The organism is Pseudomonas sp. Ant30-3 (assembly GCF_000690905.1).
Taxonomy (GTDB): domain Bacteria; phylum Pseudomonadota; class Gammaproteobacteria; order Pseudomonadales; family Pseudomonadaceae; genus Aquipseudomonas.
In genome coordinates, this window is sequence record NZ_JMCL01000022.1 from 1 (window position 1) to 16,371 (window position 16,371).

Genomic DNA, 16,371 nt, shown 5'->3' on the forward strand with positions numbered 1-16,371 from the left:
GAGGGAGCTTGCTCCCGCTGGGCTGCGTAGCAGCCCCATAACCCTGCAACGGATGACGCCGGACAATCACACACGAGAAAGGGCCGCTTCGCAGCCCAGCGGGAGCAAGCTCCCTCGCCACAGGAAAGCAACCTTCGCCAAGGAGAACATGGTCCACGAAAATCCCTCTTCACAATTTTTTCACCAAACCCAACCACCGGCTAAGCTTCAAACAAGTCCGATCAATCTGCGTGAATGGATCAATCGACTATGGGCGCTTTGTGGCAAACCGATTCGAGTAAAATTGTGGTTCCGACTGAACGAGTGGATGAAGCGCCTTTACCTGAAAAACCTGGTCGTTCCCGGCACGGCTGGGGCGCGTTCTGGTTGTTGCTGGTGATTATCGCGATTGTCGTGGGGCTGGCGGCTGCCAAGGAAATGCGTACCGCGCAGTTTCAATCCCGGGAAATCAGCAAGTTCGCCGCCACCCTGACCTACGACATGCAACCCGGCCCCAGCGACGCCATTCGATACCCCGGCGCCGGGCCTTTCGATTTGCGTCTGGGTTACAGCTCGATGGACGAATTCCTGCCGCGCCTGCTCAAGCGCGACTACGTGATTGCGGCACAGACACGCTTCTCGAAAGGCCTGATGGACTACAACGACAACGGTTTTTTCGTGCCCTACGCCGAGAAGATCCAGGCCGGCCTGTCGATTACCGATTGCCGAGCGGCGCCGCTGTATCAGTTTCACTACCCGCAGCAGCTTTATTCAGACTTCAATTCGATCCCGCCAGTCGTTGTAAAAAGCCTGTTGTTCATCGAGAACCGTTTCCTGCTCGACCCCAGGCAACCCCAGGCCAACCCGGCAGTAGACTGGCCGCGATTCGGCATGGCGGCGTGGTCGCAAGTGGCCAAGCTGCTGCATTTGCCCGGCCAGTCCGCCGGTGGCAGCACCCTGGCGACGCAACTGGAAAAATATCGGCACTCCCCGGACGGCCTCACCGTGTCAGGCGCAGAGAAACTGCGGCAGATGTTCTCCGCCACCGTCCGCGCTTATCAGGCCGGGCCGGACACGCTGGTGGCGCGGCAGAATGTCGTGCGCGATTACCTCAACAGCGTGCCGTTGTCCGCCGTGCCCGGCCACGGTGAAGTGCATGGCATGGCCGAAGGTTTACGCGTCTGGTACGGCGCCGATTTCAACAAGGCCAATGAACGTCTGGCCAGCCCGCAGACAGATGCGAAAACCATGGCCGACAAAGGTCTGGCCCTGCGAGAAATGCTCTCGCTGATGATCGCCCAGCGCCGCCCTTCCCATTACCTGACCAAGGGCCGAGATGAACTGGCCAGCCTCACCGACAGCCACATTCGCCTGCTCGCGCAAAACGGCATCATCGATGCGCCTCTCGCCGCAGCGTCGTTAGCGAGCAAAGTGACCTATCGCGACTGGGCGACTCAGCCGACCATCCAGCCGATCGAAACCAACAAGGGCATCAGCGTCGCGCGCAGTCGTCTGGCCGGATTGCTTAATCGCCCGCTTTACGACCTCGACCGTCTTGACCTCTCGGCCACCAGTACCTTGCAAGGCGAACTGCAAACCCAGGCCACCGATTACCTCAAGCAACTGGCCGACCCGGCGTTCGCGACGCAGATCGGTCTGATGGGCGAACGCTTGCTGACCCCCACCAGCACGGCTCAGGTGCGTTACAGCTTCACGCTGTTCGAGCGCACCCCGGACGGCGCGCGCGTGCGGGTGCAAACCGACAGCACCGATCAGCCGTTCGACATAAACGAAGGCAGCAAACTGGAACTGGGCTCTACCGCGAAAATGCGCGTGATGACCACCTACCTGCAAATCATCGCCGAGCTGCATGAAAAGTACGCCGGGATGACCGTCCCCGAATTGAAAAAAGTCGACGTCCCGGATCAGGACCGCCTCAGCCGCTGGGCCGTGGATTACCTGATCCAGAACAAGGATCGCAATCTGCAACCCATGCTCGGTGCCGCACTCGATCGCAAATACTCGGCGAGCCCCGGTGAAGCCTTTTTCACCGGCGGCGGGCTGCACACCTTCGTCAACTTTCGCAAGGAAGACAACGGTCGCTTGCCGACCCTGCGCGATTCCCTGCGCGAGTCGATCAACCTGCCGTTCATTCGGCTGATGCGCGACATTGTTCGCTACACCACCTACTCCGGGCCCAGCAACAGTGCCGAGCTGCTCAAGGATGATCGCGACCCGCGACGCCAGGAATACCTCGCTTCGTTCGCCGACCGCGAAGGCACCTCGTTCCTGCTCAAATTCTGGAAAAAGTACAAAACCAAGGACACCCAGGCGCGGCTCGAGACCTTCCTCGACGGCATGCGGCCGACGCCGATTCGCCTGGCGGCGGTGCATCGTTATTTATTACCTCAGGCCAGTCAGGAAAGCTTCAACACCTTCGTGCGCTCGCACCTCAAGGGCGCCAAGCTCAGCGAAAAACTCACTGATGAACGCCTCGAACGGCTCTATGAAAATTACCGTCCAGGCGCCTACGACCTGCCCGATCAAGGCTTCATCGCCAAGGTTCACCCGCTGGACCTGTGGCTGATCGGCTACCTGCTGACCAACCCCGACGCCAAGTTCAGCCAGGTGGTCAAAGCCAGCCGTTTCGAACGTCAGGAAGTCTACAGCTGGCTGTTCAAAAGCCGGCACAAGGGCGCCCGCGACAGCCGCATCCGCACTATGCTGGAGATCGAGGCGTTCCTCGACATCCACCAGCGCTGGCAGAAAGTCGGCTACCCGTTCGATCACCTGGTCCCGTCATTGGCCACCGCCATCGGCAGTTCGGGCGATCGCCCGGCAGCCCTCGCGGAATTGATCGGCACCATTCTCAACGACGGCGTGCGCATGCCGACCTTGCGCATCGACACCCTGCACTTCGCGGCAGATACCCCCTATGAAACCCGCCTTGTGAACGACCCGGATGTCGGCAAACGGGTGATGCCATCCGAAGTCGCTACGGCCATGCGCGAAGCTCTGTCGCAGGTGGTTGATGCCGGCACCGCGAAGCGCGTGTCGGGCAGTTTCATCACCCCCGATGGCCACCCTTTGGCCATGGGCGGCAAGACCGGTACCGGCGACAACCGTATCGAAGCCGTGGGCTCGGGTGGCCGGATCCTCAGTTCGAAATCGATCAACCGCACGGCAACGTTCGTGTTCTTTATAGGCGATACCCACTTCGGCACCATGACCGCGTTCGTGCCCGGTCGATCCGCAGAAACCTTCAAATTTACCTCGGCATTGCCGGTGCAGGTGCTCAAGGGCATGGCGCCGATTCTCACGCCGTATCTGCAACCCGGCAGCACTACACAATGCCATCCGGTAGAACGTACATCGCTGGCAATAGCCAAATCCATATAGCGCTGCAGAAGTTTCCTGCAGCAGGTGGTAATTAGTTATTTTTCCGATTCGAATATCCAAAGGTTTAACCGGCAAAAACACCGATTCAGCGATGATATTCAGGCTTTTGTTTTGGACCCCTACAGGTAGGCTGATCATTCTTAAATCAATCAAGGATGATGATGATGTCTGCCCCCTCCACGCCTGCTGAAGTTGCCGATAAAGGCCAGCACTACGCGTTCATCAAGAGCACCATCAGCGACCCGTTCAAAAACGCTTCCGTTCGTCGAGGCCAATCTCTGGCGGCCGCTAAACTGAAGATTGAACCGTGGTACGCAACTGCCGCCGATGCTCACCACGACAAACTCAAAGCAGCCAACCTCAAGGCCTGGACGTCACAGAATCAGGTCGATGAACACCTCAAGGATCTGCAAGACGTTTATTCGTTTGCCGCCCCGCTGCTGCAGAAAAAACTCAAGGATCAATACGGCGTTGAAAATGACGTAAAGACCACTTACCTGCGCCTGTACATGCCCAAGGAATTGCCCTGGTATGCGCGTGAGAACTTGCCGGGTTTCTCGTCCCGAACTGTTTCGCTTCTGGACGCGGCACTGCACAACTTCGCGAAGAGCGAACAGGCGGATGCCAACTCGCAATACATCACCCACCCCGACGAGCGCCAGCACTTCGACGTCGTGCCGATCAAAGACAAAATGAGCATCCAGCAATTCCAGACACTTTGCCGTGAACTGGATATCGGCGCGCTGTACAAACAGCACCTCGACAGCCATTTGTTATCCGACGAACCGGTGGTCAAAGCCGTACTGGAACAGAAAGTCGTCACCAGCCAGAAAGACGCGCTCGCGGTCGCCGCGCAACTGGCGTTGACCACCGGCAATCTCCAGTACGACGCCTACAAATTGATACTCGCGCTGATCGAAGGCAAACCTGAGCTGCTGCTGAATGGAAAGACAATGGGCTGCGGCGGCCTGTCCATGATGGCTACCGAGTTGACCGGCATCATGCTGGTTGCGCCGATGAAACTGGACGCCAAAGGCATCGGCAGAATTATTGTGTATGTGCCGCATGATCCGGATCACCCGTTGAAGGAGTACGAGTCGCCGAATGCGTTCATGACGGAACTGGCGCGGCAGTTGCGCGAGGACAAAGTCGGCGCATCGACCCAGCAAAGTTATCGGCAGTTCTTCAGTCAGTTCGTCGACCATCAGCAGCGCGGGCATTTTTTCGCGGAGCTGGAAAGTCGTCTTTTCGAGACAAAACACCATACAAAAGATGATCCCACCGATCAGCGTCCAACCTGGCGCAAGGAACCCCGTACCAACCCTCACCTGCAATTCGAGCGATTGTCGGTGCCTGTGGATTACTGGAAGCACGCCTACCCGCAACAACTTAACAAGATCCTCAACGATGCACGCGTCATCGCCGTGTCCACCGCGGATACCGACACCAAGGAGCGCTGGGCCTGGTGGGACAATTTCAAGAAAATCGTCTCGGATATCTTCAACGTCGCCCTGTTGGTCGCAACACCGTTCGTGCCCGGACTGGGTGAGCTGATGATGGCTTACACCGTTTACCAACTGACCAGCGATGTGATCGAAGGCCTCGTCGATCTGGCTGAAGGCCTGGGTCAGCAAGCGGCCGAGCATGTGGTCAGCGTGGTCACGGATGTCATTCAACTGGTGGCGTTCAAAGCGGGCACCGACATTGGCGAGCTGTTTCGACTGAAAGTGTCGCAGCTGGTCGAGGGCATGAAGCCGGTTAAACTGGCCGATGGCAGAAAGACGCTGTGGCATCCCGACCTCGAACCTTACCAACAAAAAAATCTCACCCTGGCGACGGATGCCAGACCCGATGAACAGGGCCTGCACCGACACGCTGACCAGAACATTTTGCGTCTGGAAGGCAAACTTTACGCCGTCGAAAAAGCGTCGAAACAGCCGACCTCGCGCACCCATCGGGTCAAGCACCCTTCCCGCCCCAACGCCTACTGGCCCAAGGTCGAACACAACGGTAGCGGGGCCTGGGTGCACGAAGCGGAGAACCCGGCGAACTGGGAAGGCGCAACGTTGATGCAACGCCTCGGCCACAGCGTTGATCGTTTCGAGACCATTGAGCTTGAACATATCCGTATAAGCAGCGGTACGCAGGAGGATGCGCTGCGCCGCATGTACGTTGAGAATGCGCCGACCCCGCCCATGCTTGCCGACACGATCAAGCGTTTCAGGGCCTATGACGAGGTCAAACTGGCGAGTGCAAATATCCGCACCGGGCGAGCGATAGACGCGACATCGGTCTGGTTTGAACCGATATTGACCGGGCTCCCCGGCTGGCCTGCCGAACGGGCGGTGAAAGTCTATGAAAAGGCTGATTTGACGGGATCTTCGCGCACTTACGGCAATGCCAATGCAACGGCGGCTGACACGCTGAGCATAAGCATTGCCGACATCACGTCTGGCCAATTACCTGACCGCACCGTGGCCTTTTTGAACGACGCCGAACTGGCGACCTTGCTCGGTCGCGATGCACCCGCCGCAGAACGCGTCCAGCTTTTACGCAATTTGCTCGCGGACACCGTCGAAGAGCGACAGGGCGAAATATCCCTTCGCATTTATCAGGCAACAGAGCGTTCAGACAAAGCGCAAGTGCATTTGCTGAAACAGACATTCCCGGACATACCCCTCGCGCTCACTGAAAAAGTCCTGAGCAACGCCAAGTCTGACGAACTTAAAATAATGAACGATGAAAATCGCCTGCCGTTACGGATGAAGACCCAGGCAAGAGAACTGGATTTCGAAGCGGGCGCCGCTCGGGCCTACGACGGTTTTTATCGAGATCAAAGCGTGGTTCCGGACACAGAGCGGCTGGCGCTCAAAACGCTGAGACTCTACACCGACACGTTCGCTGACCTGCGCATTGAAACGCGTGACGGCACCCATGACGGCACGCTGCGCTGCGGAGTCGGCGCGGAGAACGCCTCGACGGTTCGGCGGCTGATCAGGAATGAACATGGCCTGTACGAAGTGCTCGATGGCGACAACAAGCAGCTGCATAAGGCCGGCGATTTCTACGAAGCGATTCTGCGCAGCCTGCCCGAAGAGAAACGTGCGCAATTGGGCTATCAACACGGTCAAGGCAGCCTGCTCAAACTGTGGATCATGGAACTCAGCGCGCCTGCGGGCGAACGGCGGACATTGCTGGCAGAACCACCCGTTCGCCCTGCGGCCAGCATTGAAACCCTCACTTTGTTACGCGGCCCGATGTTATCCAAGGCACCGAAGACCCCGGAAGGCAGGATTCGAAACCTGTATCCGCAGCTGAGTGATGTGGAGGTGGAACGCTTTGTCGAAGCCCTGCGCGCCAAAGGCGATCTGGAGCAAGGCATCAAAGTGCTGGAGGAAGAACTCGACGGCTTGCGAGCAACGCTGAATGCCTGGGAGGAGAACCAGTTTCCCGATGGAGATTCGGACGACTCCAGCGCTCTCGACGACCGATTTGATTTCCTGCAAAACGGTGGAAGCTTCATCAAAGAGCGACTCCTTGATTGCTTCCAGCGCAAAAGTCAGGGATTCGAAGGGGGCGACAATCACCCCGATGGTGGCTACACGCTGAACCTGTCTTCGGACTTGCTGGGGCCAAACCTCGACAGGTGGTGGGAGGATCTGCGGGACTATCCTGCGATGGAAAAATACCTCGATCAAATCAGCACACTGCATCTGGATAACGCTCGTTTCACGCCGGATACCGAAGGCCTGTTGAGCGACTTCGCGAACCTGCGCAAGTTGTCGATCGTCAGCAGCGGGCTGACCGAGGTGCCGCCCGGCATCGGCAAAATGCACGCGCTGGAATCGCTGAGCCTGACCGACAACAACATTCGCCTGACGGCTGACTCCGCTGACCCGTGGAAGGACTTGAGCCGGTTGAAAACCCTGAGACTGGACGGCAATCCACTGAGCCATCCCCCGGATGTCAGCGCGTTGCCCAATCTGACCGTACTGCGCCTGGCCAATACCGGTCTCGAAGACTGGCCGTCCGGCCTGTTCAGCGACACCGCTGGCAAGAAGAGCCGCCCTCGTGAGTTTTATCTCGATTTGCGGGATTGCCCGATCAAAAACCTGCCAGAGGTCACTGCTGGCTCTGATCAGGCTTTCATTGTCGCGAGAACACGGATGAGCACGACCGCACTGTCTGCAGCCGACAAGATTCGTTTCGGCGACTACCGCGAATCGCTGGGTTTTGCCCGCGAGCAAATCTTCGCTGCTGACGTGGCAGACGAGGTACGCCACTGGCCGCAGGCTTCGGATGATGAGCTGTCAGTGTTCAGTCCCTCGGCAAAATACACCCTGGACCGGGATGAGCTTTGGCAGGATTTAAAAGCAGAACCCGGTTCGGAGGCTTTTTTCAAAGTCATTGCCCAGCAGCGCAATACGGCAGATTTCCGCAACACCGAAGCGCGCCGGCAATTGACCAGCCGCGTCTGGCAGATGATCGAGGCCGCCGCCCTGGACAGCGAGTTGCGCAAGGAACTGTTCGAACGGGCCAGAGAACCACAGACCTGCGCGGACGCCGGCGCTCAGCGCTTCAACAACATGGGCTTGAGGGTGTTGGTGGCGCGGGCTCCGATTGAGTCAGCCACAGCGGCGCAACTGGAAAACACGCTGGTCAGACTCGCACGCGGCGCGGCTCGTCTGGAAGTTCTGGGTGACATTGCCCGGCAGGAAATTATCAGCCAGAGGAAAGCTCACCAGGCCGATCCGTTGAAAAATCCACCCGATGACATCGTTGTGCACCTGGCGTTCGAGACGGGGCTTGGCCAGCGGCTGGACTTGCCGTGGCATTCCGAGCGGCAGTTGTATCGACCACGATCGGGTGTCACCGATGCCAAGATCGACACCGCTTTCGAGACAGTGATCGATCGTGAAAAAGGTGATGGACTGGCCAACAGAATGCTCGGCCTGGTTGAGGTTCCTTTTTGGGACCACTACCTGCGCAGCACTTACCCAGCGGAGTTTGCCGAAAACTATCGCGTATTTGAGCAGAAGCTTGAGTGGCTGGAAGACCTGCGTGATGCGCAGAAAGAGTGGGCAACTACAAAAAACCTGAAGGACCTTGGCCCGCTCAAACTCAAGATGGAAGAACTGGCAGGCAAGTTGAATATTGCGCAAAGCGAGGTGTTCGGCGGGGAAGAAATGAGCACGGCGAAATACGAACACTGGGTGTCGGAACTCGGTTATCAGCGTGATGACCTGGCTCGTAAACTGACGCGCGAAGCGTTAGCGAGAGCCGGCGTGTAATCGAAGTGCCCCCTGAAGGCTGGCAGGTTGTGCAGTCTTCAGGGCGTATTGATCAGATGGGCCAGCAATCAAGCGCCCGGGGCCTTGGCATTGAATAGCAACAGCACATTGCCGCTGTAGTCGCCCGCCCGGTAACCATTGATCGGTTTTATCGGCGCTATCTCAAGCCACACGCGCTTGCCGACCACCGCGTCCTCAGCCGACACCACTTCCCGAGCGGGCATGCCCCCGATCAGCGTGACCTCATTGAAGCGAACCCAAAGCTCGATGATGCCGTTTTGCTTGCCATTGGACAGGTACGGGATTGTTTCAAGGCGGGCTTCAATCGCACTGGTATCGTGCCGTACGTCAAAGCTCTTACGGAGACTGCCCAAGGTCGATGTCGGGTAGTCCCATTCGAGTTTCTGAGCCTGATGAATCCATCCCGGCTCTGTTGGCAACAGATAAAAAGAACGATTGGGCACGGTCAGGGACACCTCGAAAGTGTGTTCCTCACGTGCGGCCCATGCCGCAGCGCCCGTCACTAAGGTGATAGCCATCAGAGCGACGATGGCGCATTGCTTGATCATGTTTACTACCCACCGCGTCAATGGAAATTTTGCCTACCGGCTCACGACTTTCAGATCTTTTTTCTGCTCGCCTTCGATCAGCTTGAAACGGTATTCGCGTCCTTTATCCTTATCGAAGCCAAACGTCTTGCCCGCCATGACGTGGTGTTTGAGCGTCGCGCCGCAATCGGTCTCGTCGCTCAAAGAGCAGTTTTTGAACTCGTCGATGACGATCACCGTGTTGCCGTTGTTGCGCAGCTCGTAGCGGCTGTCGGTTTCATTGATGGCTGTCTCGAAACGAGCGTCCTTGGGTCGTACGAAAAAGATCGTGCCGAACCCGGTCATCACGTTGACGCCAGCCGACAGGTTCTTTTTGTAGTCTTCGCGTTCATCAACGGAGACCGCAAATTCATCTTCCTTTTCCGGCACGACCGGCACGAAGCGCACGCGAAAGTAGCGTTCCCGATCTCGCTCGCCCATGTACAGCAGGCGTGTACCCTGCATGCCCTGAGCCGGCACAATCAACCGGGCCGGACTTGCCATGAGGCCATTGCGCGACGCCCCATTGGCGGCGGCGACAACCGGAATCTCCTCTGGCTTGCCGTCGGTGCCATAGACAATTTCCAGCACATTCACTTTGACGAAAGCGGTGCTGTCGCCGCTGTTGAATACCCGTTTCAGGTAGGTACTTTTATCGGCATCCAGATAGTCGTACACAGTGCCGACATTGATTTGCGGACCGGCATAAGCCGGTACTCCAAAGACGCTCAGCAGCAGTAGCAAAAACAGACGGTTCATCGTCCTCGACCCCAATGAAAAATGAAAATGGACGGCCCCGTAGCTCATGCTTCCGAGTCCCAGATAATGGTGATATCGCCGTAGAACGTGTCACTGAATCCAGGCACCAAAAGCTTGTCGATGACGTCCTTTGGCATCTCGAAAATCACCGCACCTTCTTGTCTGTCGACATATTGGGAAGGCCAGTAATTGAACCAGGCGTGGAGCGCCAACGGCTGTTCATAGTCATCGGGCAAGCCGAACCCGGGTGGCATTCTGATCTTGACACCGACTTGAGTGACGTTGCCGCTCGGGCTGCGTAAATTGCAACGACTGCTGCTGGCGGCGTCGCAGAGCATGCTGACCTTGAAAGGTGTCGAGGCTGAAATGTAGAACGGTGCTGCCCGATAGATCCGGTCGGGTTTGCGTCCGCCTTCTATCCACGGCTGCCATCCACCGGCAGGCTCGAGCACCACTCTGTTGCCGCCCGGGGGCAGCTCGACTTTCAGGGTGTGCTGAACTTCAAGCACAAAGTCCAGGGTCAGGCTGCTGTCACTGGGCACCAATGCCGGTCCCAGATCGATATCCCCTCCATGCGCAACGCTGTAGGTCAACGAGCCTTTGTAAAGACCGTTTCTCATGCCCAACGGATTGGGCGTGCGCAATTCATACGCGAAGTCGAGGTTCTCGAAAGTGATGCCCGGAATAGTCACGTAGTTCTGCTTGCCGCAATGGGCATGCTGTGGCGTCTTCCAGAAAAACCGATAGGTATCAGCCCCAAAAGCCCCGACTCCACTGTACTGGCACGGGGCCGGCGCGTAGTTCCAGCTGCTGCCGACCCACAGTTTCTGGTGGGCCTCGCGATCATTCGCCGCGCCTGTCAGGCTGGCGGCGGTATGACTCAGTATGTATTTGGAACCGACGCCGACAAAACGCACCTCGACGGTTTCCGTCTTTAGCGTTTCGACATTGGTCACCGTCAGCGATCTCCAGCTGACCGGTACCAATATGTAAACACCGGCGCCCAGATTGAGCGGCCGACTGGACGTAAAGCGAAGCGGCAACTGGATACTGAACATGCCGTTGCTGGCACACTCGCCGGGATACTCTGCGCAGTACCCGCTGTTGGGTGTCTGGTTCACAAACACGTTCTTGTTCGGTTGCGCAGGATCCGGCCGAAACAGCGCGCGGATTTCCTGATTGACCGCGTATGCAGGCGATGCAAAAAGCACCGCCAACAGACCCAGCCAGCACATGTACTTCTTCATGATTAACCCGCCTTCTGATCGGTAAAGGTGACGTCGGCCAGCGTGTCCGGTGTGCACCGCAGGTCGCCGATCATCAGCACATTGTTTTCACGTTGATGGCGACTCGCATCAAGGCGGAACTGGCACAGCAACTGATTGCCCTGGCGCACCTCAAGCGTCGGCGAGCCCGCGTTCATTTCCATCGAAAAGAAGCCGTCGACTTCGGTGACGCCGCGGCTGGCGTGGTTGATCACGTGATGGCCTTTAAGCGGTTGCCCCTGCTCGTCGACCAGCCGGCCGAGCACGGTCAGGGTTTTCATCACGCGGATCTTGCGGTACTCCACACCGCCCTTGTTCAGGTGATAGCGGGTCCGTGCCGGCTCGATGGTGGCCGCCGGCACGTTATTGCCTTGAAAGTCGAAACTCACCGAACTGTTCTTGTAAGCGGTAATGGGAATGAAGTTGCGCCCCGGCTTCAGCGCCGCACTGCCGCCGCTGTAATCGTCCGCGCGCAGGGCGATGTCATCAATGTCCGATTCCACGTCGACGATCATCCCGGCGCCGCGCATTTCATGCTGGCTGGTCAGCAGCATCTGCTGACCGCCCAGGACCAGCGTGCTGTCCAGGTTAAGGCCGCCGCTGAAGTTACCGTTGTACGAGGAACGCTGAACGAAACCATCGCCATTGATGGCATCGGTGCGGAAATTAGCCAGGCTCGACACACCGATCCCGTACGTATCAGTCAATCCAGTGACCGAGACGTTTTGCAGCACATGATCTTTGAAGTCCTGACGCCAGCCGAGGGAAGCATTGTTATCGCGGCCACCGTCTCGGGCCGTACGAGAGCCGATGCTGCCGGTGATCTGCTGACCCGGCGCGCCGAGTGCCAGATTGATGCTCAGGTCGACCCCGCGGTTGCGCGCATTACCACTGCTGTAACTGCCCGGCCGGTCGAACAACGACAGCCGCCAGTTTCCATTGCTGCCGAACAGGGTAGTGCGCTGGTTCCACCCGAGGTCGAGCGCCACACCCTCGACGTTGCCTTCACTGTGCGACACCCGGGCGGTGATCGAATTCTTGTTGCTGATCCTGTGATTGAGCGCCAGCGATGAGTTGCTGGTCTTGCCGATATACACATTGCGTTGCCGCACCCGCGTCCCGTCCGGCAATGTTTCATAGAGATTGGTGGTGTCCAGCCAGCTGCGGTTGTGGCTGATAACCAGGCTGCCGGAGCCGTAGTTATAGAGGCTCTGCAGGTCCAGGCCGGTGCCGTGGTCCTGAGTCTGGTAGGCATTGGCGTACAGGCTGAGTTGATTGGCGAGCGTCCAGTCGATGGACGTGCCGTACTGCAGTGTTTCGCGAACCTGACGTGCCGACAGCCCGAGAATGACCCGCGGATGCATCAGGTAATTGACCGCGGCGCCTGCGGTCAGGCTGCCGCTGGCCTGCTGGTCCCAGTTGCTCCAGAGTTTGCTTTCTTCTCCGGCAAACACGTTGTAGCGCCAGCGCTCGTCGAGGTTGCGCCAATTGGCGGGTTTGTACACCAGCTCTTGGGTGGTAGAGGTGATCTGACCGTCCTCCACCAAACGCACTTCCACCTCGTAAATGCCACCGGGCAGCGGTCGGGTGTCCAGCGTTTGCAAACCGGCGGGCACCGATTGGGTATTGATCAGCAGGCCGTCGCGGTAAATCTCCACCGAGCCTTGGCGATTGGCCGTGACATAGATCGGATAGACGCTCGGCATCGGAGTGTTGATAGCCAAACTGTCCGAGCTGCCATACATGACGCCGACGGCGGTGTCGGGGCTGGAACCAAACGCGCGGGGTTGGCGTGTCAGCCCTTCGGAATTGGGGGTGAAATAGCCCAGACGGAAGAAACTGCCTTGCAGTTCGCGCTGGGTGTAAAGCTCATGTACTGCATGATAGAGCTGCGTATCCGGGCCGCCGAGGCGGGCCATTTGCATGTTGAATGTCTGGCTCCAGTTGCCGAGGCTGGCGCTGGCTTCCAGGCCATAGCGTCCGCCGAGATCCTGGTCCTGGCCACCGTTGAGGTTGAGCTGGTTGCGCACCATCAGGCCACTGCTGCCACCCTCGGGCTGCTCGAAGTAACGTTTGGCTTGGACATCGCGCTCGGCATTTTCCGTGAGGATCGAGACCAGCGAATTCTCCAGGTTGTAATGCACGGCCAGGACCTGGTCCGGACACGATCCAGTGCAGCTGCCCAGCAGCACGCCCGGTTTGAGGAAACTCGCCCATTTTTCTCGCTCGGCAGGGCCAAAACGGTTTTCGCTGGTGTCGGTAAATTCGAGCAGGGTGATGCGATCATCGCGCGATAACACCACCATGGCCTCCCCCAGCGGCTGTTGATCGAGTTCCACCCGAACAGCCAGAGGCACATCAAAAAAATGCTCCTCGAAATCCGCCGGCAGACCTTTGGCCTGGGCCAGCAGACTTCGCGGTGTCGTACCCGCGGAAGAAGCGGGAGCCGCCGCGGCACTGGCACAAAACAGCAGCGCAAGCGCCGCCGCGATGGGTGTCATCGGGAACATGAAGTCTTACTCTTGGGTCGAACACGTGAAGTCCGGTGGGGCAAACAACTCTCTGCCCCACCGGTGATCGCTAACTGGACCGTCAGCGCTTAGTGCGCAATTGCTCGATCAAGGCCCGACTGGCAGCACGGCATCGAAGGTCATGGCCACGGTGCCGGTGTAATCACCCGGATTGAATGTGGTACCTACGGCACTGATCTTAAATGGCGCGCGATAGTTGGTATTGGATTCCTCTTCGCCCACGATCTGTTGCGGAGTGAGCGAGAGTTCGACGCCATTCATTTCAACTTTGAGTGGGATAACCGAGGCACCCGCATACAGTTTTGGCATATAAGCCAGGCTGCTATGTACTGAGCCGTTGCTGTTATGAAGGTCGAAGAAACTGTTAATTGTCTTCATTGAGTTGGTCGACTCTACATAGCTCATGTCCTGATCCTTGGTCACAAGGTCAGGATCGACAGGCAGCACGTAGAAGCTTTTGGAGGGCACATGAGCAACAATGCTGATGGAGTGAGCAGCTTCGCCAGCGGCGAACACCGCGGACGAACCCAGCGCCAGGACGGCCAGAGGGGCAGCGATTGCGAATTTCTTGAACATCGTTGAGTACCTGTTTTCTTTAAAGGGTCGGTTCATTGAAAATAAAAATAACGCCTGATGACAGGTCGTTTTATTTGCACTTTCAACGCCGGGGCATGATCAAGTGTTCGCTCTGGAAAGTAAGCAGGCAACTTCCGATGAGCGCGTAGTTCAACGACCTCCAGACAACAGGGAAAAAAGTTCAAATAATCGAACTAAGAAACGATGACTGTAAGTTGCGCCTTACATACAGTTTTCATCAAAAAACCATACAGGCGAAACAACTTTTAGAAGCGGGGACTTGGAAGGATTTTAGAATATATACTCAACTGATATTAGTGTGATAGCTCTAATCACAGGGCTGAAAAAAGTCAGACTCGAAAAGCACCGGAATCGGTCTTGATCACTCGTCAGCCACTCGTCCGATCAGGCAGGGCAACAGCAAAAAACGCCTTGATCTCTCGCCAAGATATATCTTAAGTTGTATCTAAACACGACGAGAGAGAGAAAAAATGAGAGACCCTCATTCCCCCCATCGCGAACATGGCGATAGCCGCGACGGCTTCGAAAAGCGTCAAGGCAGAGAGCGCGGCGGCCGCGGCCCCCGTGTATTCGCCCCCGGTGATCTGAAATTGTTGCTGTTGGCGCTGATCGCCGAGCAGCCCTGCCACGGCTATGACCTGATCCGCCAGATTGAAAGCATGTTCGACGGCGCCTACAGCCCCAGCCCCGGCGTGATCTATCCCACCCTGACCTTTCTGGAAGAAAGCGAAATGATTCAGGGCGACGCCGACGGAGGCAAAAAACGTTACAGCGTGACCGACGCCGGACGTCTTTCCTTGAGTGAGCAAGCGATTGCGCTGGACGGCGTGCGCATGCGGATTGACGTCAGCAAGCGTTCATTGCGCGGCCATGATCGCCCCGCCGAAATTCACGAAGCGGTGCACAACCTGCGGCATGCCTTGCAGATGCACCACGGTCGCTGGAGCCCGGACGAAATCCTGCGGGTGCGCGATTTGCTCAACAACACCGCCAGAGCCATCGTCGACGGTCCGGCGGTGCAACCTGTTCAGGAGAAAGCCGAATGACCGAAATGATCGAGCACACCATCCACCGCGTGATGCATGAAATCAAACGCCGTCGCCTGGAAGTGCTGCGCGTGGTCGACCTGACGCCACGCATGCGCCGCATCACGCTGGGCGGCCCTGAGCTGGCGGGCTTCGTCAGTCTCGGCACGGACGATCACGTAAAATTGCTGTTCCCGCAGAACGCGGCGGAACAGGCCGCTCTGGAAACGCTGGTGCTCGGCGCGGGTAAAGACGACGGGCCGAAGCCAGCGATGCGCGACTACACGCCACGCCGCTATGATTTGGACACGCTGGAGCTGGACATCGACTTTGTGTTGCACGGCGATGGCCCTGCCTCGACCTGGGCTGAGCAGGCCAGACCCGGGCAGTTTCTGCACATCGGCGGGCCACGGGGCTCGATGGTCGTGCCGGATATCTTCGACAGTTATCTGCTGATTGGCGACGAAACGGCCCTGCCCGCCATCGCAAGACGACTGGAAGGCCTGGCGGCCAACCGGCGGGCGCTGGTGATTGTCGAAGTGGAGAACGGCAAGGAACAGCAGGTGCTGCACAGTGCTGCTGAAGTCGATGTGATCTGGGTGCTGCGTGAGGGCGGCAAGGATCACCTGCTGACCACCGTGCGCCAGGTGCAGATCCCGGCAGGCAATCTGTACGCGTGGGTGGCGACCGAGAGTAAAGTGTCGCGGCAGATCCGGCGGGTGTTGCTCGATGAGCACGGGCTGGATGAGCAATTTGTCAAAGCGGCCGGCTATTGGCGGCTGGATGACAGTGACGAGGAGTGAGCCACGCCCGCACCGACGGTGAAGGTCGAATTGCGCAAACATCTGGGTCGCTTTATGTGGCGAGGGAGCTTGCTCCCGCTGGGCTGCGGAGCAATCCTGAACCCTTTAGCGCCGCTTCGCAGCGCAGCGGGAGCA

9 protein-coding genes are annotated in these 16,371 nt (G+C 58.0%); 4 read left to right on the forward strand and 5 right to left on the reverse strand.

What is annotated here, in order from left to right:
- Nucleotides 1-249 precede the first annotated feature (249 nt).
- Together DU29_RS0105750 and DU29_RS0105755 are read left to right on the forward strand one after the other, a co-directional pair.
- The gene (locus DU29_RS0105750; protein WP_028620863.1) at nt 250-3,378 is read left to right on the forward strand and encodes a transglycosylase domain-containing protein; all 3,129 of its coding nucleotides are present in this window, start codon (nt 250-252) and stop codon (nt 3,376-3,378) included.
- A 164-nt stretch (nt 3,379-3,542) separates the two neighbouring features.
- Nucleotides 3,543-8,669: an NEL-type E3 ubiquitin ligase domain-containing protein gene (locus DU29_RS0105755; RefSeq protein ID WP_028620864.1), complete on the forward strand. Its 5,127-nt coding sequence runs from the start codon at nt 3,543-3,545 to the stop codon at nt 8,667-8,669.
- A gap of 68 nt (nt 8,670-8,737) precedes the next feature.
- Here the strand turns inward: DU29_RS0105755 and DU29_RS0105760 are convergent, their stop codons facing one another.
- The 5 genes from DU29_RS0105760 to DU29_RS0105780 form a co-directional block, all read right to left on the reverse strand.
- Nucleotides 8,738-9,238 (reverse strand): hypothetical protein, encoded by a 501-nt coding sequence (locus tag DU29_RS0105760; protein ID WP_028620865.1) that lies wholly within the window; start codon nt 9,236-9,238, stop codon nt 8,738-8,740.
- Nucleotides 9,239-9,271: 33 nt separating this feature from the next.
- The gene (locus DU29_RS0105765) at nt 9,272-10,015 is read right to left on the reverse strand and encodes a pilus assembly protein (RefSeq protein WP_028620866.1); all 744 of its coding nucleotides are present in this window, start codon (nt 10,013-10,015) and stop codon (nt 9,272-9,274) included.
- 44 nt (nt 10,016-10,059) lie between these two features.
- On the reverse strand, nt 10,060-11,262 hold the full coding sequence (locus tag DU29_RS0105770) for a hypothetical protein (protein ID WP_028620867.1): 1,203 nt from the start codon (nt 11,260-11,262) through the stop codon (nt 10,060-10,062).
- Between the two features lie 2 nt (nt 11,263-11,264).
- Complete coding sequence (locus DU29_RS0105775) at nt 11,265-13,790, reverse strand: CS1-pili formation C-terminal domain-containing protein (protein WP_028620868.1); 2,526 nt, start codon at nt 13,788-13,790, stop codon at nt 11,265-11,267.
- A 108-nt stretch (nt 13,791-13,898) separates the two neighbouring features.
- Nucleotides 13,899-14,387, reverse strand: a complete 489-nt coding sequence (locus DU29_RS0105780; protein WP_028620869.1) for a CS1 type fimbrial major subunit — start codon at nt 14,385-14,387, stop codon at nt 13,899-13,901.
- A gap of 491 nt (nt 14,388-14,878) precedes the next feature.
- On the opposite strand from DU29_RS0105780, the gene DU29_RS0105785 reads away from it, so the two are divergent.
- Nucleotides 14,879-15,454 carry a PadR family transcriptional regulator gene (locus tag DU29_RS0105785; protein ID WP_028620870.1) on the forward strand — a complete coding sequence of 192 codons (576 nt, stop codon included), beginning with the start codon at nt 14,879-14,881 and terminating at the stop codon, nt 15,452-15,454.
- Nucleotides 15,451-16,236, forward strand: coding sequence for a siderophore-interacting protein (locus DU29_RS0105790; protein ID WP_028620871.1), 786 nt, complete (start codon nt 15,451-15,453; stop codon nt 16,234-16,236). The genes DU29_RS0105785 and DU29_RS0105790 overlap by 4 nt, the downstream gene beginning before the upstream one ends.
- Nucleotides 16,237-16,371 lie beyond the last annotated feature (135 nt).

What these genes read in the sequence shown, in the direction of transcription:
- DU29_RS0105775 (WP_028620868.1), bottom strand. Translation starts at nt 13,790, where the DNA reads ATGTTCCCGATGACACCCATCGCGGCGGCGCTTGCGCTGCTGTTTTGT.
- DU29_RS0105770 (WP_028620867.1), bottom strand. Translation starts at nt 11,262, where the DNA reads ATGAAGAAGTACATGTGCTGGCTGGGTCTGTTGGCGGTGCTTTTTGCA.
- DU29_RS0105750 (WP_028620863.1), top strand. Translation starts at nt 250, where the DNA reads ATGGGCGCTTTGTGGCAAACCGATTCGAGTAAAATTGTGGTTCCGACT.
- DU29_RS0105755 (WP_028620864.1), top strand. Translation starts at nt 3,543, where the DNA reads ATGTCTGCCCCCTCCACGCCTGCTGAAGTTGCCGATAAAGGCCAGCAC.
- DU29_RS0105780 (WP_028620869.1), bottom strand. Translation starts at nt 14,387, where the DNA reads ATGTTCAAGAAATTCGCAATCGCTGCCCCTCTGGCCGTCCTGGCGCTG.
- DU29_RS0105765 (WP_028620866.1), bottom strand. Translation starts at nt 10,015, where the DNA reads ATGAACCGTCTGTTTTTGCTACTGCTGCTGAGCGTCTTTGGAGTACCG.
- DU29_RS0105785 (WP_028620870.1), top strand. Translation starts at nt 14,879, where the DNA reads ATGAGAGACCCTCATTCCCCCCATCGCGAACATGGCGATAGCCGCGAC.
- DU29_RS0105790 (WP_028620871.1), top strand. Translation starts at nt 15,451, where the DNA reads ATGACCGAAATGATCGAGCACACCATCCACCGCGTGATGCATGAAATC.
- DU29_RS0105760 (WP_028620865.1), bottom strand. Translation starts at nt 9,238, where the DNA reads ATGATCAAGCAATGCGCCATCGTCGCTCTGATGGCTATCACCTTAGTG.